The 20,710-nt window shown below is 67.2% G+C and carries 14 protein-coding genes and 1 pseudogene; 8 read left to right on the top strand and 7 right to left on the bottom strand.

Annotated elements, in window-relative coordinates:
- Nucleotides 1–23: 23 nt before the first annotated feature.
- On the top strand, nt 24–680 hold the full coding sequence (gene nfi, locus Rhe02_RS37765) for a deoxyribonuclease V (protein ID WP_239124312.1): 657 nt from the start codon (nt 24–26) through the stop codon (nt 678–680).
- Here the strand turns inward: nfi and pta are convergent.
- From pta to Rhe02_RS37745, 4 genes are all read right to left on the bottom strand, one after another.
- Nucleotides 661–2,718, bottom strand: a complete 2,058-nt coding sequence (gene pta, locus Rhe02_RS37760) for a phosphate acetyltransferase (RefSeq protein WP_203913276.1) — start codon at nt 2,716–2,718, stop codon at nt 661–663. The genes nfi and pta overlap by 20 nt on opposite strands.
- Before the next feature lie 163 nt (nt 2,719–2,881).
- Nucleotides 2,882–3,058, bottom strand: coding sequence for a DUF6104 family protein (locus Rhe02_RS37755; RefSeq protein ID WP_203913275.1), 177 nt, complete (start codon nt 3,056–3,058; stop codon nt 2,882–2,884).
- A 6-nt stretch (nt 3,059–3,064) separates the two neighbouring features.
- The gene (locus tag Rhe02_RS37750; protein ID WP_203913274.1) at nt 3,065–6,709 is read right to left on the bottom strand and encodes a multifunctional oxoglutarate decarboxylase/oxoglutarate dehydrogenase thiamine pyrophosphate-binding subunit/dihydrolipoyllysine-residue succinyltransferase subunit; all 3,645 of its coding nucleotides are present in this window, start codon (nt 6,707–6,709) and stop codon (nt 3,065–3,067) included.
- Nucleotides 6,710–6,779: 70 nt separating this feature from the next.
- The gene (locus Rhe02_RS37745; RefSeq protein ID WP_203913288.1) at nt 6,780–7,442 is read right to left on the bottom strand and encodes a hotdog fold domain-containing protein; all 663 of its coding nucleotides are present in this window, start codon (nt 7,440–7,442) and stop codon (nt 6,780–6,782) included.
- Between the two features lie 70 nt (nt 7,443–7,512).
- Here Rhe02_RS37745 and Rhe02_RS37740 point away from each other — a divergent pair, with 70 nt between their 5' ends.
- Complete coding sequence (locus tag Rhe02_RS37740) at nt 7,513–8,253, top strand: GNAT family N-acetyltransferase (RefSeq protein ID WP_203913273.1); 741 nt, start codon at nt 7,513–7,515, stop codon at nt 8,251–8,253.
- Nucleotides 8,250–9,134, top strand: a complete 885-nt coding sequence (locus Rhe02_RS37735; protein ID WP_203913272.1) for a lysophospholipid acyltransferase family protein — start codon at nt 8,250–8,252, stop codon at nt 9,132–9,134. Before Rhe02_RS37740 ends, Rhe02_RS37735 begins: the two co-directional genes overlap by 4 nt.
- Here Rhe02_RS37735 and Rhe02_RS37730 read toward each other — a convergent pair.
- A complete protein-coding gene (locus tag Rhe02_RS37730; protein ID WP_203913271.1) occupies nt 9,099–9,830 on the bottom strand; it encodes a hypothetical protein in 732 nt (243 codons plus the stop codon). The genes Rhe02_RS37735 and Rhe02_RS37730 overlap by 36 nt on opposite strands.
- Before the next feature lie 148 nt (nt 9,831–9,978).
- Here Rhe02_RS37730 and Rhe02_RS37725 point away from each other — a divergent pair, with 148 nt between their 5' ends.
- The 3 genes and pseudogenes from Rhe02_RS37725 to Rhe02_RS37715 form a co-directional block, all read left to right on the top strand.
- Entirely contained in the window at nt 9,979–10,665 is a 687-nt protein-coding gene (locus Rhe02_RS37725) for a response regulator transcription factor (protein WP_203913270.1), read from the top strand.
- A complete protein-coding gene (locus Rhe02_RS37720) occupies nt 10,662–12,194 on the top strand; it encodes a sensor histidine kinase (RefSeq protein ID WP_203913269.1) in 1,533 nt (510 codons plus the stop codon). The genes Rhe02_RS37725 and Rhe02_RS37720 overlap by 4 nt, the downstream gene beginning before the upstream one ends.
- Nucleotides 12,195–12,632: 438 nt before the next feature.
- Nucleotides 12,633–13,763 (top strand): annotated as a pseudogene (locus tag Rhe02_RS37715) (S1C family serine protease); the annotation flags it as partial.
- A gap of 97 nt (nt 13,764–13,860) precedes the next feature.
- On the opposite strand, the gene glpK reads toward Rhe02_RS37715, so the two are convergent.
- A complete protein-coding gene (gene glpK / locus Rhe02_RS37710; protein ID WP_203913267.1) occupies nt 13,861–15,297 on the bottom strand; it encodes a glycerol kinase GlpK in 1,437 nt (478 codons plus the stop codon).
- Between the two features lie 105 nt (nt 15,298–15,402).
- Nucleotides 15,403–18,495 (bottom strand): efflux RND transporter permease subunit, encoded by a 3,093-nt coding sequence (locus Rhe02_RS37705; protein WP_203913266.1) that lies wholly within the window; start codon nt 18,493–18,495, stop codon nt 15,403–15,405.
- A 100-nt stretch (nt 18,496–18,595) separates the two neighbouring features.
- Here Rhe02_RS37705 and Rhe02_RS37700 point away from each other — a divergent pair, with 100 nt between their 5' ends.
- The gene (locus tag Rhe02_RS37700) at nt 18,596–19,288 is read left to right on the top strand and encodes a response regulator transcription factor (protein ID WP_239124311.1); all 693 of its coding nucleotides are present in this window, start codon (nt 18,596–18,598) and stop codon (nt 19,286–19,288) included.
- On the top strand, nt 19,285–20,682 hold the full coding sequence (locus tag Rhe02_RS37695; RefSeq protein ID WP_203913264.1) for a sensor histidine kinase: 1,398 nt from the start codon (nt 19,285–19,287) through the stop codon (nt 20,680–20,682). Before Rhe02_RS37700 ends, Rhe02_RS37695 begins: the two co-directional genes overlap by 4 nt.
- Nucleotides 20,683–20,710: the final 28 nt, after the last annotated feature.

Raw genomic sequence — 20,710 nt, 5'->3', positions numbered from 1 at the left:
TTCGTGACGTTTGGAGACCGACGTTGAGGGATGAGGCGGAGGCGGTCGCGGTCCAGTTGCGGCTCCGCGAGCGAGTGGTGACGGATGCGCCGCTGGGGCGGGCGCCGCGGCTGGTGGCGGGGGTGGATGTCGCCTACGCCGAGGGGAGCGATCTGGTCGCGGGGGCGGTCGTGGTGTTGGAGCTCGACACCCTGGCCGTGGTGGAGACGGTGACCGCTATTGGGGTGGCCGGGTTTCCTTATGTGCCAGGGTTGTTGGCGTTTCGCGAGATCCCGGTGCTGGAGGAGGCGCTGTCTAAGCTGACAGTTACACCGGATCTGCTGGTCTGCGACGGGTACGGGATAGCGCACCCGAGAAGGTTCGGGTTGGCGAGCCATCTGGGGGTGGTGACGGGGATTGCGGCATTCGGGGTGGGCAAGACCGCGTTCATTGGCACGCATGGGCAAGTGGGCGCCGACCGTGGGTCTTGGGCCCCGCTTGTGGACGGTGACGAGATTGTGGGGCGTGTGCTTCGTACCCAGAAAAATGTGAAACCGGTCTTCGTCTCGCCTGGCCATCTGATCGACGTCGAAGGGTCGGCCGAAATAACATTGCGGTTGTCACCGAAGTATCGGCTGCCGGAGACCACCCGGCACGCCGACAGTGCCTGCCGCGCAGCGCTTAAAGCTGTGACTGGATAGCGGTGATGGCGACGGTGGAGATGATGTCGCGCACGGTCGCGCCGCGGGAGAGGTCGTTGACGGGCTTGCGGAGGCCTTGCATGACCGGGCCGATGGCGACCGCGCCGGCCGAGCGCTGGACGGCCTTGTAGGTGTTGTTGCCGGTGTTGAGGTCCGGGAAGATCAGGATGGTGGCCCGGCCGGCGACGGCGCTGTCGGGAAGTTTGGTGGCGGCGACCGTCAGATCGACGGCGGCGTCGTATTGGATTGGGCCCTCGACGGGGAGGTCGGGACGGCGTTCCTGCACGATTTTGGTGGCCATGGCGACCTTGTCGACGTCGGCGCCGTGGCCGCTGACCCCGGTCGAGTAGGAAAGCATGGCGATGCGGGGCTCGACGCCGAAGCGGGCGGCGGTTTCGGCCGAGGAGATGGCGATGTCGGCCAGCTGCTCCGGGTTCGGGTCGGGGTTGATGGCGCAGTCGCCGTAGACCAGGACGTGGTCGGGCAGACACATGAAGAAGATGCTGCTGGCCACCTTGACCTCGGGCGTGGTCTTGATGATTTCGAAGGCGGGCCGGATGGTGTCGGCGGTGGGATGCACGGCGCCGGAAACCATCGCGTCGGCGCGTCCAGTGTGGACCATCATGGTGCCGAAATAGTTGACGTCGCTCATCAGGTCGTGCGCCAGCTCCTGCGTCATCCCCTTGTGGGCACGCAGTTTGGTGTACTCGGTGGCGAACTCGCGCCGCCAGCGGTCGGCGTGCACGGGATCGACGACCCGCACGCTGCCCAGATCGAGGCCAAGCTCGCGGGCCCGCTGCTCGATCTTGTCGACATCGCCCAGCAGAGTGAGGTCGCAAACCCCGCGCCGGGTAAGGGATTCCGCGGCGCGCAGGATGCGTTCCTCATCGCCCTCGGGAAGCACGACGTGGCGGCGGTCGGCGCGAGCGCGCTCGATCAGCTCGTACTCGAACATGAGCGGGGTGACCCGGTCGGAACGAGCCAGGTCCAGCCGCGCGGCCAGCTCGGTGAAGTCCACATGCGACTCGAACAAACCCAGCGCTGCCATCACTTTGCGCGGATTGTCGGGCCGAAGGCGGCCCTCCAGCCCGGTCAGCGCCGCAACGGTGTCGTAACTGTCAAGGCGCACCATGAAAATCGGCAACTCCACCTTGAACCGGCTCACCAGCGCGACCACCCGAGGATCGGGCTCGATCCCGAGCGTCAGCAGGATCCCCGCTATCGAGGCTTGGCCCGCATGGTGAGCGGCGACCGCGGCCACGATGAGGTCTGCCCGGTCGCCAGGCGTGACCACCAGCGTGTTGTCTCTCAAGTTCTCCAAGAAGGTGGGTACGGAAGCCGCCCCCACCATGGCATCCACCACATCGCGGGACATGGCCGCCTCAGTGGTGCCGTGCACGGGAGTGGCTTGCAGCGCCGAAGCCACCTCCGCCATGGTCGGCGCGGCGATCGCGGCGAGCCTGGGGATCGCGTAGACCGGCACACCCGCCGGCAGGCTGACCCGAAGGTCGGCGTCGGCCCGGTTGGCAAGCACCGCAAGCACAGGCAGCTCTTCGCACGCGTAATAGGCGGCCCGCACCGCGTCGGCGACCTCGGAGGCGCTGCGCCCATCGCCCCGCACCACCGGAAGCACAGCCGCCCCCAGCTCAGCGGCCAGCCGCAGATTGAGGCTCAGCTCGTCGGGCAACGCCGGCTCGTCGTGCCCGGCCAGATCGTGCCCATAATCGGTGCCGACGATGATGACCGCGTCGCAGTCGCGCTCCAGCGCGTGGAAGGCTTCGAGCACCTCACCCATCAGCTCATCGCGCCGCCCGCCCCCCAGCAGCTGCGCCGCGCGCTCATAACCCGGCCCGCGGCCGTGGCGCATCCCGTACCGCCGGCGCAACAGCTCCACCACAGGATCGGGTTCCACCCGCACGAAAGGCCGGAAAACCCCCAGCCGCCGCACCCGCCGGCTGAGCACCTCAGCCACCCCAAGTGCGATCGCCGACTTACCGCCGCCAGGCTCAAGGCTGGTCACGTAGACATTGCGCGCCACTCCCTCAGCCTAACGACCGCCTCCGACGACCTCCCGCCAACCGGCGCTGCAGCGTACGGCGCGGAGATCGTCACGAATTCAGCGAAAACGTCCCCTCGCACGAAGTGGATCGGACGATTTCCCCGAAAGCGCGAGGATCTTGAGGGCGGGCGCGCAGGGCGGACTAGTCTTCGTCGTCGTCGAGGCGGGCTAGGTAGGTGGCGAGGCGCTCGATGGGGGTTTCGAACTCGGGATTGAGGTCGACGAAGTCGCGAAGGCGCTCGGCGAGCCACTCGATGGTGACCTCCTCGTCGCCGCGGCGGGTCGCCAGCTCCTCAATCCCGCGATCGGTGAAATACATGTGGCGTCACACCTTCGGCAGCGCGGCCTCGAGCAGCGCAGCCTGTTCGACATCGTGCAGCTTGGTGGAGCCGACGGCGGGCGCGGCCGCGGCCGGGCGGGAGATGCGGCGCAGCCGCACGCCCTCGAGGTGCTCCAGCAGGTTGAGCGCGATGAACGACCACGCGCCCTGGTTCGCCGGCTCTTCCTGCACCCAGGCGAAGTCGCTCGCCGCCGGGTACTTGGCCAGCTCTGCCCGGACCTCGTCGACCGGCAGCGGGTAAAGCTGCTCGATGCGGACGATCGCGGTGTCCGTGATGCCGCGCTCTGCGCGTGCCTGGATCAGGTCGTAGTAGACCTTGCCCGAGCACAGCAGCACCCGCTTCACGCCCTCGGGCGCCAGCGCGGTCTCGCCGATCACCGGCTGGAAGGTGCCGTTGGTGAAGTCGGCCACCGGAGACACGGCAAGCTTGTGCCGCAGCAACGATTTCGGTGTGAACACGATCAGCGGCTTGCGCTTGGCCGACAGCGCTTGGCGGCGCAGCAGGTGGAAGTGGTTGGCCGGGCTCGTCGGGATGACGATGCGCATGTTGTCCTCGGCGGCCATCTGCAGCCAGCGCTCGGGACGGCCCGAGGTGTGGTCGGGGCCCTGGCCCTCGTGCCCGTGCGGCAGCAGAACGGTGACGCTGTTGTGCTGTCCCCACTTCACCTCTCCGGAGGAGATGAACTCGTCGATGACCGATTGGGCGCCGTTGACGAAGTCGCCGAACTGTGCCTCCCAGACCACGAGCGCGTTGGGCTGTTCCACCGAATATCCGTACTCGAAGCCGAGCGCGGCGTATTCGGAAAGCAGCGAGTCGTGGGCGTGGAAGCGGGCATCATCTTGCGCCAACTCGGCGACGGGCAGGTACTCGGCACCGGTCTTGGCGTCGACGATGGCAGCGTGCCGCTGCACGAAGGTGCCGCGCCGGCTGTCCTGACCGGACAGTCGAACGGTAACCCCTTGGGCCAGAAGCGAACCCATCGCGATGATCTCGCCGAAGCCCCAGTCGATGTCGCCCTCGACGGCCATCTTGGCCCGCCGGTCGAGCAGTTGCTGGATGCGCTTGTGCGGGGTGAACCCCTCGGGCAGCGCGGTGTGTACCTCACCGACGCGCCGCACCAGCTCGGCCGGGATGGCGGTGGCCACGTTCGGCTCGGGCTGGGCTTCCTTGGTGCGGGTGAGGCGGCTCGACACCCCGTTCGCCGCGTCGCGGGTGGCTTTGAAGACCGTCTCAAGCTGGCTCTGGTAGTCGCGCAGCGCTTCCTCGGCCTGCTCGACGGTGATGTCGCCGCGCCCGATCAGCTCTTCGGTGTAGAGCTTGCGGACGGAACGCTTGCCATCGATGATCGCGTACATCTGCGGGTTGGTCATCGACGGGTCGTCGCCCTCGTTGTGGCCGCGGCGGCGGTAGCAGACGAGGTCGATGACGACGTCCTTGTTGAACGCCTGCCGGTACTCGAAAGCCAAGCGCCCCACGCGAATCACGGCCTCCGGGTCGTCGCCGTTCACGTGGAAGATCGGCGCCTGGATCATCCGGGCCACGTCGGTGGAGTAGAGCGAGGAGCGGCTGTATTCGGGGGCGGTGGTGAAACCCACCTGGTTGTTGACGACGACGTGAATGGTGCCGCCGGTGCGGTACCCGCGAAGCTGCGAAAGGTTCAAAGTCTCGGCCACCACACCCTGCCCGGCGAAGGCGGCGTCGCCGTGCACCAGAACCGGGAGCACGGTGTAGCCGGTCAGCCCGAGGTCGAGCCGGTCCTGCTTGGCCCGCACGATTCCTTCGAGTACCGGGTCGACCGCCTCAAGGTGGGAAGGGTTGGCGGTCAGCGAGACCGTGGTCACCCCGGACCCGTCGGGCGTGGTGAACTTGCCGGTCATGCCGAGGTGGTACTTCACGTCGCCGGAACCCTGCGCGCTCTTCGGGTCGAGGTGCCCCTCGAACTCGTTGAAGATCTTCTCGTAGGGCTTGCCGACGATGTTCGCCAGCACGTTGAGGCGGCCGCGGTGGGCCATGCCGATGACGACCTCGTCGAGCTCCGCCTCGGCCGACGACTGCAGCACCTCGTCGAGCAGCGGGATCAGCGACTCCCCGCCTTCGAGCGAGAACCGTTTCTGGCCAACGTATTTGGTGGCGAGGAAGGTCTCGAAAGCCTCGGCGGCGTTGAGCCGGCCCATGATGTGGCGCTGCTCTTCCGGGCTGGGCTTGGCGTACTTCTTCTCCACCCGCTCCTGGATCCAGCGGCGCTCTTCCGGGTTCTGAATGTGCATGTACTCCACGCCAACCCGGCGGCAGTACGAATCCCGAAGCACGCCAAGCACATCGCGCAACCGCATCTGCTGCTTGCCGGCGAAGCCGCCGACCGGGAACGCGCGGTCGAGGTCCCACAGGGTGAGGCCGTGTTCGAGGATGTCGAGGTCGGGGTGGCGGCGCACCTCATACTCGAGCGGGTCGGTGTCGGCCATCAGGTGACCACGCACCCGGTATTCCCGGATCAGCTCCATCACCTTGGTGGTCTTGTCGACCTGGCCCTCGTGCACGTCGCGTACCCAGCGCACGGGCTCGTAGGGGATGCGCAGCGCGGTGAAGATCTCGTCGTAGAAGCCGTGCTCACCGAGCAGCAGCTCGTGGATCACTTTGAGGAACTCGCCCGACTGCGCGCCCTGGATCACGCGGTGGTCGTAGGTGCTCGTCAGTGTGATGATCTTGCTGACGGCCAGCTCCGCGAGCTGGGTGTCGCTCATGCCCTGGAACGGCGCGGGATATTCCATCGCGCCCACGCCGATGATGACGCTCTGGCCCACCATCAACCGGGGCTGCGAGTGCACCGTGCCGATGCCGCCCGGGTTGGTCAGCGAGATGGTCGCGCCGGTGTGGTCTTCCATCGTCAGCTCGTTGCGGCGGGCGCGGCGGACTATGTCCTCATATCCCTGCCAGAACTGGCGGAAGTCCATCTGCTCGGTCGCCTTGATCGAGGGGACCACGAGCTGGCGGGAACCGTCCGGCTTGGACAGATCGATGGCGATGCCCAGGTTCACGTGCGGCGGGACGACCATGTTCGGCTTGCCGTCGACCACCGCGAAGGAATTGTTCATCTCCGGGTGCACGGCCATCGCGCGCACCAGGGCGTAGCCGATGAGGTGGGTGAAGCTCACCTTGCCACCACGGCCGCGCGCCAGGTGGTTGTTGATGACTATGCGGTTGTCGGCCAGCAATTTGGCGGGTACGGCACGCACGCTCGTCGCGGTCGGCACGCTCAGCGACGAGTCCATGTTCTCGACGATGCGGGCCGACACGCCGCGCAGCGGGATGTTCTTGGCTTGCGTCTTGGCGGGTGCGGGCTGGTCGGCCTTGGGCGCCGGGGCGGGTGCCGGAGTGGCGGCGCCGGCGGGCGCCTTCGCCTGGCCCGGCGTGGCCGGAAGCACGGGCGCGGCCGGAGCTTGCGGGGTCTGCTCGGTTACCTGGGCCGCCTTGGCAACCGGGGTCTCGATGGCGGGCCGGTAGTCGGCGAAGAAGTCGTGCCACGCCGGGTCGACGCTCGACGGATCGGTGAGGTACCGCTGGTACATCTCCTCGACGATCCACTCATTGGTCCCAAAGCTCGCCAGGGTTTTGTCCTGCTGAGTCGACACGCTGCCATCCGCCCGTTCTTAACGAGTGCTAAACCGCTGTAAAGGCTACGCCATGTGTCGCAGTGATCTATCACACAGTCAGGGCTATCCAGGTCGCTTCGCCGCGCGCCGCAACGCGCGCATCGGGCGTGTAGAGAGTGGTCCTGACCAGTGCTTTTCTGCCTTCACGGGAGAGCGCCTGGCCCACCACGACACACCGCTCACCCGGCTTGGGGAGGTGGTCGATGGCGACCGCGAAGCGTCCCAGAACCCAGGGACGGTCGCCTTCGATGACGGACCAGCCGCCGGGGCAGTCCAGCACCGCCCACACCATGACGGCATCGATGTCGCTGGGGACCTCGAAGGGCGAGGCAGTCCGGCCGTCGGGGAGCTTGCCAGGGAAGATGCCCAGGCCATCGGGTCGCTGCGGTCCGCACACGAAACAGGTGGGAAAGTGATGGCTGCCGTGGCCCGCGTAGTTGCTCGATGCCTGTTCCGCCTCGGCCAGGGTGGCGGCCGCAACGGGTGAAATGTCGTCTTCACGACTTCGGGCGGTGGCGATCACCACTTCCGAGGGATCAAGCACCCGCAACCCCTCCGGCGTATAGATCACGGTCAGCGGCGTCTCGAGGGGCGGCGGCTTCTGCAACGTCACCTCCGGGACACCTTCTGTTATGAAAGCGCCGATCAGACCCGCCGTCCAGCCGCCGTTACCGGTGCCTGGGGGCCCGTTATGGCGGGCGTCGACCATCAGAGGGCTGTTGTTGGGCTGCACGGGTAAAGCATTTCACGTTGATGTCAACTGCGACCGTCACCCTCGCGCCATGAGCACGATGTTGCTGACCAAGGCCCCTACCGGCTACTCCGCGCTGATCGCTGGCGACGCCCACCTCGTCGAAGCCGCGCAGCGCCTGCGCTATCGCGTTTTCGCGGAGGAGCTCGGTGCCCAACTAGACGAGTCCGGAATCGATGTCGATGACTTCGACGCCTACTGCGAGCACCTGATTGTTCGCGAGGACCGCACCGGAGAGGTGGTCGGCACCTACCGCCTGCTCTCTCCGCAGCGCGCTATCTGGCTCGGCCGGCGCTACGGCGACGGTGAGTTCGACCTCGGCCCGCTGACCGTGCTGCGCGACCAGCTGGTCGAGGCGGGGCGCAGCTGCGTGCACCCCGATCACCGCACCGGCGCGGTCATCAACCTGATGTGGGCCGGGATAGCCAAATATCTGGAGCGTTTCGGCTACCGGTGGCTCGGCGGCTGTGCCTCGGTTCCGCTCGCGGACGGCGGCGCCCAGGCAGCCGCCGTCTGGGACCTGGTGTCCCGCAAGCACTTGTCGCCGCTGCCGCTGCGCGTGAAGCCGCACCTGCCGTGGGTCGCGCCGACGCCGGAGAAGGCTGGAGCGCTTTCCGATGTTCCTTCGCTTCTTCGCGGGTACCTGAGACTGGGCGCCTGGGTCTGCGGCGAACCCGCATACGACCCAGCTTTCGGCTGTGCCGACTTCTACGTGCTGCTCGGCCTCGACCGGATCAACCCCCGCTACCTGCAGCACTTCCTGCAGAAATGACCGACCTATGGCGTCCGCCCTGCCCGTGCGGCGCTGACTGTCTGCTTGCCCCGGCGGCGCGGGTGTCGTCCCTCAAGGCGGCTCTGCGTGCCGTGGCGGCGGCGGGCGTCCTGCTCACCGCGCTGTTTCGCCCCCGAGCCGCGAGCAGGGTGGCGCGGGGTTTGCTGAAGGCGATAGGTGTCCGGTGGAGCGTCGCCGGCGCGGCGCTGCGGCCGGGCGCTCTGCTCACCGGCAACCACGTGTCCTGGCTGGACATCGTCGTCATGATGGCCATCGCCCCGACCGTCATGCGCCCACCCGCTGTCGGCCCGTCTGGCGTCGGCCAGGGGGCCGCCGGCCAGAGGGCCGCTTTGGCCGATGGCGGCGTGGCGGGCCGCGCCGCCGCCGACAACCGGCCGCGGTTGCGGATGGTGGCCAAGACCGAGGTGGGCGCGTGGCCGGTGATCGGGCGGCTGGCACGCGCGTCGGGCTCGATCTTTGTGGATCGGTCGCGGCCCCGGATGCTTCCGGTGACCGTGGCCGAGGTGGCCGACGCGCTGCGCAAGGGCGACACCATCCAGGTCTTCCCGGAAGGGACCACCACCTGCGGCGCGCATCCGGCGCGCTGGCGGCCGGCGTTCCTTCAGGCAGCCCTCGACGCGGGTGCTCCGGTGCAGCGGTTCACGCTTTTATTCAGTACCCAGAAAGCGGCTTTTGTGGCTGACGAGACGCTGTTGGCCTCGCTGTGGCGGGTGCTGCGGCTGCGCGGCCTGAGCGTCACGGTGCTCGTGGACGAGGCGCAGCGGGTGGTGGCGACCAACCGCAAAGAGCTGGCCACCCGGCTTTCCCCGAAACGTGCGTCCCGGCTACAGCAGCGCGTCCACCACGGTCGTCGCGCGTGACTCGTGCTTGGCGTAGGCACCGGGATAGGCGGAGACCTGAACAGCCTGCGCAGCCTCGGTGAGAGACATGCTTTCCCAGTCGAGCTTGATGAGCTTGCCGAAGAACTTCTCGGCCTGATAGGCCGGGCGCATCAGGTTGGCCACCGTTCCCCAACCTGAGCTGGGCCGTTGCTGGAAAACGCCGATCGAATCGTGATCGACGCTGGTGCCCTCGTGGGGGTACTTGAGCGACTCCGGCACGGCCTCGCTGGCGTTGTTGTGCAGGTCGCTTTCCTGCATCGCGGTGGCGACGCCGATGATCATTGCTTCGCGTGGCAGGCTCATCGCACGGGCGACCTCGACGATGATCGCGGCATTGTTCATTTGAACCGCGCTGAGCCCGGCCACCGGTGCCGGCATTGCCTTCACAGTCGGGCTGGGGATGGCCGAGGGGCTGGGGCTGGAGGGGGCTGGCGACCGCTCGCTTGAGCGGCTGAGCTCGTCCTCGGCGAAGGCCCGATCATCGAACTCCAGGCTCAGATCCTTGTTGACCCCGGGATCGACCTGGGGGGCCAGCGCGGTGGTGCCGAAGACGGCGGCCGTTCCGAGCAGGCTTGCGGCTATGAGAAGCCTGGGTAAGCGGACCGCCGATCTTTTACGGACTCGGTGGCGCCCGTGGGCACGCTTGCGACGACGATGTGCTCCGGGGGAAAGCATTGACCTAACCTAGGCAGGGGCATGTGGCCCTGGCCACACAAAATGTGTGACGTTTACAACTTTCGGGTGTAGCCGCAGGCCAATGGCTCTCAGGAAGCATGCAGCTAAGCCTCAGCGAACCGGTAGCCGACCGTTGTTAGATGGATCCATGGCTGAGGCGAGTCTGCTCGTGGTCGAGGACGACCCAAACATTTTGGAACTTTTGTCGGCGAGCTTGCGCTTCGCCGGGTTTGACGTCAGATCGGCCACCAACGGCAGCGCCGCGCTTCACGCCGCCCTCGATGAGCGACCCGACCTCGTGGTGCTCGACGTCATGCTGCCCGATGTCGACGGCTTTGAGGTGATCAAGCGGTTGCGCGCCGACGGTGATCGGGTGCCGGTGGTCTTTCTGACCGCCCGCGACGGCACAGATGACAAGATCCGTGGGCTCACCCTGGGCGGCGACGACTATGTCACTAAACCGTTCAGTCTTGAGGAACTGACCGCCCGCATCCGGGCCGTGCTGCGCCGCACCACCGGGGACGCGGGTGCGCCCAAGCTTGCCTTCGCCGACCTCGAGCTCGACGAGGAAACGCATGAGGTGCACCGGGGCGGTCACCTCATCCAGCTCTCGCCGACCGAGTTCAAGCTTTTGCGTTACCTGATGCACAACCCGAACCGGGTGCTCAGCAAGGCCCAAATCCTTGACCACGTCTGGAATTACGACTTCCGCGGCGATGACAACATCGTTGAGTCCTACATCTCTTACCTGCGGCGCAAGGTGGACAATGTCCAACCGCGACTGATCCAGACCTTGCGTGGCGTCGGTTACGTGCTGCGCAAGCCAGTCTCATGAAACTTGCCCACCAGCCCCTACGCGTCAAGCTGGTAGCGCTGGTGCTGCTTCTGCTCACCTTCGCCATCGTGCTGATCGGGCTGGCGAGCAACCTTGCCATGAGCACCTACCTCACCGGAAAGGTCGACGCGGACCTGGAAGTCGCCGCGGCCCAGCTACAGGTCACCCTGCCGGATCTGTTGCAGGCGGCGGACAACAGCGAGCCATTGGTGCTGCCGAGCGAGTTCGTGGTGCTGATACCGAGACGGGACGGGAAGTGGGTGCCCATCAAGTCCACCAACGTCAAAGAGGAATACGAGCCGACGCTGCAGCCGGCCCCGTCCGAGCTGGCCGGCCGGATCGGCGATCACATGACCGTGAACGCCAAGGATGGGACGCACAAGTGGCGCGTGGCGGTGAGCCGCCAGGGCCAGACCGGCCCGGTCTTCGTGGTGGCGAAGAGTCTGTCCGATGTGGAGGGTGTGAAGAACCGCGTCTTTCTGACCACCGTCTACGGCGGGCTGGCCGTGCTGATCCTCGCCGCAACCCTTGGCACAGAGCTAGTTCGGCGCAGTCTCCGTCCACTCACGACAATCGAGAAGACGGCCGGCTCGATCGCCGGTGGTGACCTGACCCGCCGCGTGCCCGACCCCGAGGAAGGCGAGGCGGAAGCCCAGACCGAAGTGGGATCGTTGGCCCGTTCCCTCAACAGCATGCTGACCCAGATCGAGCAAGCCTTCACCGCCCAGGCCGCCTCGGAAGCCGCCGCGCGGTCGGCCGAGGTGGTGGCCCGCGACGCGGCCGAAGCCGCGCAGGTGTCGGAGGCGCGTGCCCGCCGGTCCGAGGAGAAGATGCGCCAGTTCGTCGCCGACGCCTCACACGAGCTGCGCACGCCGCTCACCACGATCCGTGGCTTCGCCGAGCTTTACCGCCAGGGCGCGGTACGTACGCCCGAGGAGACGGCCTCACTGGTGAAGCGGATCGAAGATGAGGCGCGCCGAATGGGACTCCTGGTCGAAGACCTCCTCTTGCTCGCACGGATGGACGAAGAACGTCCGCTTCGTCCCGGCCCGGTAGAGTTGCGGGTGCTCGCGATGGAAGCGGTACAGGGAACCCAGGTCATGGCGCCCGACCGGAAGATCGATCTGGTGGTGGCGCCCGGCTCGGGAGACCTTGTGGTGCAAGGCGACGACGGCCGGCTCCGTCAGGTTCTCAACAACCTCATGGCCAACGCGGTGGCCCACACGCCGGACGGAACACCGATAGAGCTCAGGCTTGCGCAGGAGGGGGCGCAGGCCATCATCGAAGTCATCGATCACGGTCACGGTCTGGATGCCGAGCAGGCCGAGCGGGTCTTCGAACGCTTCTATCGGGGTGACCCGGCGCGTACCAGACATGCCGACGGTCACGTGAGCACCGGCCTCGGCCTGGCCATCGTCGCCGCGCTGGTCGCCGCCCACGAAGGCAAGGTCGAGGTGGACAGCAAACCGGGGGAGGGAGCGACCTTCCGAGTGCGCCTGCCTCTTCATCCAGATTCGATCGAATCGTAGTGATTCTCAGCAGAGTTACAGACCAAACCCAGATTGAAGCAAGCCGCAGAGGGAAGACTAATAGACATGAGCGAGATCGATAGGCCAGGGAGCCAGTCCCAGCAACCACACGAGGGGGACGGCGCTTACTACGCCCCCACGGCCGGCACCCCAGCGCCGGCCTCGCACACGCCTCCTACGCCACCCCCCTCATCAGGGGCCGGCACCCCAGCGCCGGCCTCGCACACACCAACCCCTTTAGTAGAGGCCGGCACCCCGGCGCCACTCCCATCAGTAGAGACCGCCGGAACACAAGACGCCGGCGCTTCCTCGGCGGCGGCCGCAGCCAGCGCGGCTCATCCCCCCTTTTCGCGGGAAGCTGCGGCCGCCGCCGCGGCAGCACCGGTTTGGCAGACGCCGGTCTCGGCGACCCCGGTCACGGCCGGTCCTGCCGAGCAAACCGCTTGGCAGCAGCCGGTTTACGCGACCGGCGGCTACCCGCCGGTCCCACCGAGCGGTCCTCCCGTCTGGACCCCGCCGGCCAGCACCGGACCCAAGCGGATGCCGACCGCGGTCAAGGTGGTCATCGGCGGCGCGGCCGCGGTGATGCTCGCGCTCTGCTCCGGCGTCACCGGCGCGGTGGTCGCCACCGCGTTCCATGACAACAACGGCGGGTTCTCCCTGCCGGTGTCGACCGACGCCGCCCCGGTGGTCAACCGCGACTCGCTCGCCGGGGTGGCCGAGGAAACCCAGCCCAGTGTGGTGAACATCGCCACCAGCTCTGGCGAGGGATCCGGGGTGATCCTCACCGCTGACGGTTACATCCTCACCAACAACCACGTGGTGGAGTCGGCAAGCGGCAGCACGGTCTCGGTCACGCTCTCGGATGGCAAGAAGGTCAAGGCCACGATCGTGGGGACGGATCCCAAGACCGATCTCGCGGTCGTCAAGGCCGACGCGACAGGGCTGAAGGCGGCGACGCTCGGTGACAGCAATAGAGTCGCGGTGGGTGACACCGTGCTCGCCATCGGCAGCCCGCTCGGTCTGCAAGGCTCGGTGACCAGCGGCATCATCAGCGCGAAGGACCGCACCATCGGCGTGGGCCAGAGCCGCGCCGGCTCGCTGTCCGGTCTACTGCAGACAGACGCGCCGATCAACCCCGGCAACTCCGGTGGGGCACTGGTCAACATGGCCGGTGACGTCATCGGGATCAACACCGCGATCGCGACCAGCGGCGGCGGTGAAGGCAACATCGGTGTCGGCTTCGCCATCCCGAGCAACAAGGCCAAGCAGGTCGCCGAGCAGCTCATCAAGGGCCAGAAGGTAAGCCATCCCTTCCTCGGCGTCTCGGTGACCCCCAACGACACCGGCGGGGCGAAGATCGGCACGATCAGCCCCAACAGCCCGGCAGCCGCTGCCGGACTCAAGGAGGGCGACGTCATCACCAAGTTTGGCGACCGAGTCGTCAACGACAGCGATGACCTGGTCTCAGCCGTCCAATCGGGCAATGTGGGTGATCGAGTGACGGTGGAGTTCAACCGAAACGGTGAGAAGATGACCGCAACCGTAACGCTGGCGGAAGCGTCTTAAGCGGTAAGCGCACACGACCTGTGCCTCCTCCCCAAAGGGTGGCGGCGGCGGTGACCTCCGGGGGTTGGTCACTGTCGTCGCCACCCGCCATTTATGGTTAGGGCAAGGTTTTCTGGACGGCGGCGGCCCATTGGGCGGCCGCCGTTTCGCGTGCGGTGTCGTCTGTGGACGGTTGCCAGCGGCGGTCGGCTTTCCAGTGGGCGCGCAGCGTGGGCAGGTCGGGCCAGACCCCGGTGGCCAGGCCAGCGGCGTAGGCGGCGCCCAGGACGGTGGTTTCGGTGATGGTGGGGCGCACCACCTCCACCCCGAGTACGTCGGCCTGGATCTGCAGGAGCAGCTCGCTCGCGGTCATCCCGCCGTCCACGTTGAGGGTTTCCATGGCGACGCCGGACTCCTGTGCCATCACCGAAGCGACGTCGCGCACCTGGTGAGCGGTGGCTTCCAGGGCCGCGCGAGCCAGGTGGGCCTTGGTGACATAGCCGGTCAGGCCGCTGATGACACCGCGTGCGTCGGGTCTCCAATAGGGAGCGAACAGCCCGGAGAAGGCTGGCACGATGGTGCATCCGCCGTTGTCGGGCACGGCCGCGGCCAGTTCGTTGACCTGCGCCGCGGTCGAGATGATGCCGAGGTTGTCGCGCAGCCATTGCACCAGGGCTCCTGCGACGGCGACCGAGCCCTCGAGGGCGTAGACGGCGGGCTGGCCGGCCAGCTGATAGCCGACCGTCGTGACCAGACCGCGCCGTGAGGCTACGGGCGACGTGCCCGTGTTGAGGAGCAGGAAAGCGCCCGTGCCGTAGGTGCATTTGGCTTCACCGACGTCGAAGCAGGCCTGCCCCATGAGGGCGGCCTGCTGATCGCCGAGGACCCCGGCGATGGGCACGCCGCGCAGCGGGCCGGTGGTGATTTCGGCGATCGGCCCGGAGGAGGGGACGATCGAGGGCAGGATCGCGCGGTCTATGCCGAAGGCGGACAGCAGCGACGGGTCCCAGTCCAACGTGGACAGATTCATCAGCATGGTGCGGCTGGCGTTGGTGACGTCGGTGGCATGCCGGCCGGTGAGCTTGTAGATGAGCCAGCTGTCCATGGTGCCGGCCATGACCGAGGTGTGCCGGTGGTGGTCGAGCAGCCAGCGCAGCTTGGGCGCGGAGAAGTAGGTGGCCAGGGGCAGGCCGGTGGCTTCCCGGAAGGTGTCGATGTCGCCGTAGTCGGCGAGCACGGAAGCCGTTCGGGTGTCCTGCCAGACGATCGCGTTGCCGATCGGCTCACTGGTCACCGAGTCCCAGAGCATGGTGGTCTCACGCTGGTTGGTGATGCCGACCGCGCTCACCGCCGGGTTGCCCGCCTTGTCCAGGGCGGCGGTCACCACCGCGCGCACGTTGTGCCAGATCTCGTTGGCGTCGTGCTCGACCCATCCCGGCCGGGGAAAGATCTGCCGGTGCTCGCGCTGGTCGAAAGCGACGATCGCGCCGGCGGAGTCGAAGACGAAGCAGCGCGACGAGGTGGTCCCTTGATCTATGGCGACGACATAAGACACGAACGCCAGTCTCGCAGGTAGAGGCGGCTCTGCCACTAGGCGCGTGCGAAGCAACGCGCGGCAGATCGCCTCGAGGAGGCGGTGCAATGCGGCCGTCAAAGATCGTCAGGATTGCACCGCCGGCGATCTGCGTTTTCGCGCGAGCCGGGCCTTGGCGCCTTCGATCAGTGAGTAGAGGACCGGAACCAGGACCAGGGTGAGCAGGGTGGAGGTGATGAGGCCGCCGATCACCACCACCGCTAGCGGCTGCGAGATGAACGCGCTGGATTCGGTGAAGCCGAGCGACATCGGCAGCAGCGCGAAGATGGTCGCCACCGCGGTCATCAGGATCGGGCGAAGCCGGCGCCGGCCGCCTTCGACGATGGCCTCACGCACGTTGACTCCGGAAGCCCGGTACTGATTGATCAGATCGAGCAGCACGATGGCGTTCGTGACGACGATGCCGATGAGCATCAGCAGCCCGATCATCGCGGGCAGGCCGAGCGGCTCGCCGGTGATGGCCAGCAGCCCGAGCGCGCCGGTGGCCGCGAACGGGATCGAAATCAGCAGGATGAGCGGCTGGGCAACGCTGCGGAAGGTGCCGATCATCACGATGAAGACCAGCGCGATGGCCACGAGCATGGCGAGGAACAGGTCGCCGAAGGCGTCCTGCTGCTCCTGGGTCACCCCACCGACCGAATAGGTCGCGCCCGCGGGAAGCTTGAGCTCCTTGAGCTTGGCCTCCAGCGCGGCGCTGACGGCGCTGAGGCCTTCGGCTGTCGGCGTGGCGCTGACCGTGGCGGTGCGGGCCTGATCCACGCGATTGATCTGACCCGGGCCTTCGACGGTGTTGATGTCGGCGATGTCGTCCAGCTTCACGCCGGGAGCGACCGGCAGGGCCTTCAGCGCGGCCACATCCGACGGCGCGGCTGCGGCACGCATCACCACCGGCTGCTCAACTCCATCGAGCACGATGCGGCTTATCTGGGTACCCCGAAAAGCCTGGTTTATCAATTGCCCCACCGAAGCGTCGGTCATGCCGAGCTTCGCGGCGGCCGCGCGGTCGAGCGTGATCTGCACCTGCGGGGTGTTCGCGGCGAGGTCGGTCTTCACATCGGTGACGTCAGCCAAGCTCGCCATCGCCACGCGGACCTGTTCGGTGGCTTCGCGCAGGGTCTTCTCATCGGCCGCCTCGATCTCCACCGCGAGGTCGGAGGAGCCGAAGGCCCCGCCACCGGCCGCGCCCACGACGATTTCGCCGTCGAGCCCCTTGGTCGCTTCGCGCAGATCGCCGATGACCTTCTGCTGGTCGGTGTCGTCGCGTGAGGTGATGCGGAAACTGGCTCGGTTGCTCGAAGAGCCGCCCTGGCCGAAGATCCCGCCGCCGCCTCCACCGACCGTCACCTGATAGCGCGCGATGTCCGGCTGGCCGGCGAGGATCCGCTCGATGTCCTTGGCGGCCTCATCGGTGACGGCCAGGCTGGTGCCGTTGGGCATCTGCATCGTCATCTGCAGCGTGGTGCCCGAGCCGCCGATGAAGCTCGTCTCGATGGTGGTGGCCAGAACCCCTGTCCCCGCAATGATTCCACCCGCGACCAGAAGCGTTACCAACCGGTGGCGCAGCGCCCAGCCGAGCACGGGAACGTAGGCCCGTTGCAGGCGGCCGTTGGCTTCCGACTCGGCGGGCTTGGCGGTCTTGGGCGGCTTGAGGAACCAGAAGGCGAGCACCGGCACGATGGTCAGCGAGACGATCAGCGAGGCCAGCAGCGCGGCGGTGACGGTGAGGCCGAACGGGCCGAAGAACTGACCCACCAGCCCACCCACGAGCGCGATGGGCAGGAAGACCGCGACCGTGGTCAGGGTCGAGGCGGTCACCGCGCCCGCGACCTCTTTGACGGCGTTTCCAATCGCGTCGCGTTTCGCCTCGCCTCCGGCGAGATGCCGCTTGATGTTTTCGAGCACCACGATGGAGTCGTCGACCACGCGGCCGATGGCGATCGTCAGCCCGCCCAGCGTCAGCATGTTCAGCGAGTAGTCGGCCGACCAGAGCGCGATCAGGGCAATGACCACGCTGACCGGGATCGAGACCGCGGTGACGAGCGTGGACCGCACGGAAAGCAGGAACACCAGGATCACCAGCACGGCGAAGCTGAGGCCCAGCATGCCTTCCGTGGTGAGGCTGCCGATGGCCTTCTCCACCTGGGGCGCCTGGTCGAAGATCACCTCAAGCTCGGCGCCGGTGGCCTGCTCCAAAGTGGACAGCTGGTCGGAGACCTTGTGCGAGATCTCGACCGCGTTCGCGCCGGGAACCGCGGTGACCGCGATGCCCAGGCTCGGCTTGCCGTTGGTGCGGGTGATGCTGGTGATGTCGGCCTGGGCGGGCTCGACCCTGGCAACATCCTTGAGCTGTGTCGGCGTGGAGGCGGCGCCGGGTCGCGGGCTCGCACTCGGGGCCGGTGCGGCGCCTCCGCCGGTTGCGCCTCCGCCGGTCGCAGAAGACGTGAGGTAGAGATCGCGGAGCTGGTCGAGGTTGTTGAAGCGGCCGCCGACCGCGACCGAGTAGGAGAGGTTGCCTTCGGTGATCGTCCCGCCCGCGGTGGACACGCCGTTGGCGGTCAGCGCCGTGATGATCGACTGTGCGGTCAGGCCGCGCCGGGCCAGCTCGGCCTGGTTCACGGTGATGACGACCTGCTTGGCGCGAGCGCCGCTGAGCGTGGCCTCGCGAACGCCGTCGATCTGGCCGATGGTCGGCAAAACCTTGTCCCGCAACGTTTCCTCGTCGGCGCCGGTGGCGGCCAGCACGATGACCGGGATGTCGTCGGTGGTTCCGGCCAGCACGGTCGGGTCGACGTTGGCGGGCAGCCGGTTCTGGACGCGGCTGAGCGCCTGTTCGACGTTGGCCGAGATGGCCTTGATGTCGGCGCCGTAGTCGAAATTGACCCAGACGGTGGCCGAGCCGGTGCGGGAGGCCGAGGTCACCATCGTCACCCCGTCGATGCCGCTGACCGCCTGCTCGATCGGGACGGCGACCTGCTGCTCGACAAGCTCAGGGGTAGCTCCCGGATAGGCGGCGATCACCGAGACCGACGGGAACTGGATGTCGGGCAGCAACTGCTGGCGCAGCTGCGGAACGGCCGACAGGCCAAAACCGAAGATGGCTATGGTGATCAGCGCGACGAGGCCGCGATTGGCGAGGCTGAGCCTGGTGAGGAACGACACCCGGATACCCAACCAGTAATTTGCTCACGTTTGCTGAATCAAACCTGAAAGTTCCCCACAAGATCTTTGCGGCGCGGTGATCTGCGGGCACACTTGCGCCGTGCAGCAGCGATTGCTTGTGGTTGATGACGAGCCGACCATCGTGTCCCTGTTATCGGCGAGCCTGCGCTTTGTCGGGTTCGAGGTGCGCACGGCGGCCTCCGGGGCCGAAGCGCTGAAGGTTGCCGCCGACTTCAAGCCCGAGCTGCTGGTGCTCGACGTGATGCTGCCCGACTACGACGGCTTCGAGGTGGTGCGGCGGCTGCGCGCCGACGGCCGCCACCTTCCCGTGCTCTTCCTCACCGCGCGCGACGGCGTTCAAGACAAGATCACCGGATTGACCGTGGGTGGCGACGATTACGTCACCAAACCGTTCAGCCTCGAAGAGGTGGTGGCCCGGATCAAAGCCGTGCTGCGGCGCACCTACGCACCGCTTTCCGCCACCGACCGGGCTGCGCTGCGCTTCGCCGATCTGGAGATGGACGAGGAAACCCACGACGTGGTGCGTGGCGACAAACTGATCAAGCTGAGCCCCACCGAGTACAAGCTGCTGCATTACCTGCTGGTCAATGCCGAGCGCGTGGTGAGCAAGGCGCAGATCCTCGACCACGTGTGGCGCTACGACTTCGGGGGCGACGCGCGGATCGTCGAGTCCTACATCTCCATGCTGCGGCGCAAGGTCGATGTGGTCGACCCGCCGCTGATCCACACCCTGCGCGGGTTCGGCTACTCCCTGCGCCTGCCCCGGGTATGAAAGCTCCCCGTCGCTGGTCGCTTCGGGCACGCCTGCTGGCAGGCGTGCTCACGCTCGTGGCGGCCGGATTCACCTGCGCCGGGGTGGCCAGCGTCAAGCTGCTGGGCAACTACCTCACCGATCGCGTCGACGAGCAGCTTCGCATCGCGCAGCAGGAGCTGGTCGATGCGCCGCTGCAGCAGGTGATAGACGCCAGCGGGCGGGCCCGGGTGCTGTCGGTGCTCGATGGCTACGTCGTGCAATGGCGCGATCCCAGCGGCGTCTTGGAATACAGCATCTCCGGGCCGGGTCAGGAGGGCGCGCCGAAACTCCCGACGCTGGATGAGGCGACCGTCAAAAAGCTTGCCGGCAAACCGTTTCACGCCCGAAATGCGGGCGACTACCACGATGCCGGGTTCCGGGTGCTCATCACCGAACGCCCGGACGGCCAAGGTTCCCTGGTCATCAGCTACGACTTCACCGAGACCGCGCGGACCATGGGACAGTTCGTGGTCATCGAGCTGGCCGTGATGATGACCGTGCTGAGCCTGTCCGCCCTGCTCGGCGTGGCCATGGTGCGGGTGGGTCTACGGCCGCTGACCGAGGTCGAGCAGACCGCCGAGGAGATCATCGCCGGTGGGGATCTCTCTCGCCGGGTACCGGAACTGGCCGCCCCCGGCACCGAGATGGGCCGCCTGTCATCGACCCTGAACACGATGCTCGCCGAGATCGAAGGCTCGGTGTCGCGCCTGCGGCGCTTCGTCGGCGACGCCTCGCACGAGCTGCGCACCCCGGTCACCGGCATCCGCGGGCTGGCCGAGCTCTACCGGCAGGGGGCGGTGACCGAGCCGGCCGAGGTCGCCGCGCTGGTGGCCCGGATCGAGAGCGAGGCCACCCGGATGGGGGTGCTCGTGGAAGACCTGCTGCTGCTGGCCCGGCTCGACGAGGAACGGCTATTGCGCTCAGAACGGGTGGATCTGGTACCCATAGTGGCGGAAGCCATCGAAGGTCACCCGATCGATCTGGAGCTGGTGGGCGACGAGGAGCCCATCGTCATGGGTGATGAGGACCGGTTGCACCAGGTGGTCACGAACCTGGTCACGAATGCCTTGACGCACACCGCTTCCGGGACGCCGATCACCGTCCGGGTGGGCGTCGACGCAGGCAAAGTGCTGCTGGAGGTGGTCGACCACGGTGTCGGAATTCCGCCCGAGCATGTGAAACGAATCTTCGAGCGCTTCTACCGGATCGATCCGGCGCGGGTCAGGGATCACGAGAGATCGCCTGCTACCGGCGCTGGCCTGGGACTGTCCATTGTGGCCGGGATTGTGACCGCGCACGGTGGCACCGTTTCCATAGCCCAAACTTCCGGTGGCGGCGCGACCTTCCGCGTCGAGTTGCCATTGTCGGAGTAGTCCGGGGCTGCCAAGGATCTCAGCAGGA

This window comes from Rhizocola hellebori (assembly GCF_016862955.1).
Classification (GTDB): domain Bacteria; phylum Actinomycetota; class Actinomycetes; order Mycobacteriales; family Micromonosporaceae; genus Rhizocola; species Rhizocola hellebori.
Note: the sequence above shows the minus strand (reverse complement) of the source record. Positions and strands in the feature narration are given on the sequence as shown.